Annotated in this window: 1 protein-coding gene; it reads left to right on the top strand. The window is 67.4% G+C overall.

The features are described from left to right. Positions 1 to 1,433: glycoside hydrolase family 2 TIM barrel-domain containing protein (locus tag UK23_RS45725; protein ID WP_045318119.1), on the top strand; the 1,433-nt coding region annotated here is incomplete at both ends.

The raw sequence follows: 1,433 nt of genomic DNA, 5'->3' as shown, positions 1-1,433 counted from the left end.
GACGCGCTCCTGGGCCGCCATCCCTACGGCTACACCGGCTTCGCGTTCGACCTCGGCCAGCGCGCACACACCGACGGCACGCCGAACGTGCTCGTGGTGAAGGTGCGCAACCAGATTCCCAGCAGCCGCTGGTACTCCGGCAGCGGCATCTACCGCGATGTCCGGCTGGTCGTGACCGAGCCGGCGCACGTGACGCGCCATGGTGTGCAGGTGACGACCCCTGACCTGGCGAACACGATCAAGTCCGGTTACGCGACGTTGCGCGTGGCGGCCACCGCCGTGAGCGAACAGGGCGATGCGCAGGCCGAGGTCGTCTCGACGGTCAAGGACGCGAACGGCCAGATCGTGGGCACGGGCACCGCACGCGCCGCGCTGGCCGCGCAACCGCGCACCGCGTCGGTCGACGTGCGGGTCGACCGGCCCGCGCTGTGGTCGGTGGACCGGCCATACCTGTACACGGTGGACACCGAGGTCCGGGTGGGCGGCAAGGTCGTGGACACGGTGAGCACGCGCACCGGTGTCCGGTACTTCTCCTTCGATCCGAACAACGGCTTCTCGCTCGACGGTGTGGAGATGAAGCTCAAGGGTGTCAACCTCCACCACGACCTCGGTGCTCTCGGCGCCGCGGTCTCCTCCGATGCGGTCGTGCGCCAGTTGCGGATCATGAAGAGCATGGGCGTGAACGCCATCCGGACCTCGCACAACCCGCCGTCGCCGGAGTTCATCCGGGCGTGCGACGAGTTGGGACTGCTCCTGATGGTCGAGGCGTTCGACACCTGGCGCACCTCCAAGGTGCGCAACGACTACGGCCGGTTCTTCGACGCCAACAGCAGCGCCGACATCCGCGAGATGGTGCAGGCCGCGAAGAACTCCCCGGCGGTGGTGATGTGGTCGATCGGCAACGAGATCCCCGACAGCACCTCGTCGGCCGGCGTGCCGATCGCCCAGCGGCTCATCAGCGATGTGAAGGCGATCGACACCACCCGCCCGATCGTGATGGGCTCCGACAAGTACCGCGGCGTCCCGGCCGCCGGATCACCGCAGGACCAGATCCTGCGGATGCTCGACGGAATGGGCGTGAACTACAACACCGCGGCCTCGATCGACGGGCTGCACGCCCGCTACCCCGCCAAGTTCTTCTTCGAGAGCGAGTCCTCCTCGTCCACCTCGACGCGCGGCTACTACCAGGACCCGGAGCAGCTCAACACCGGTGAGAACTACACGCCGGGCAGACGGAACGCCTCGTCCTACGACAACAACCTGGCGAGTTGGACGTACAGCGGCGAGTACGGGTTGAAGAAGGACCGGGACCGCAAGTGGTTCGCGGGCCAGTTCCTGTGGACCGGCATCGACTACATCGGTGAGCCGACGCCGTACAACGTGTTCCCGGTGAAGGCGTCGTTCTTCGGCGCGGTGGACACGGCCGGGTTCGC

Origin of the sequence: Lentzea aerocolonigenes (assembly GCF_000955955.1) — a bacterium.
GTDB lineage: Bacteria > Actinomycetota > Actinomycetes > Mycobacteriales > Pseudonocardiaceae > Lentzea > Lentzea aerocolonigenes_A.
This window is presented reverse-complemented; position numbering and strand designations above follow the sequence as displayed.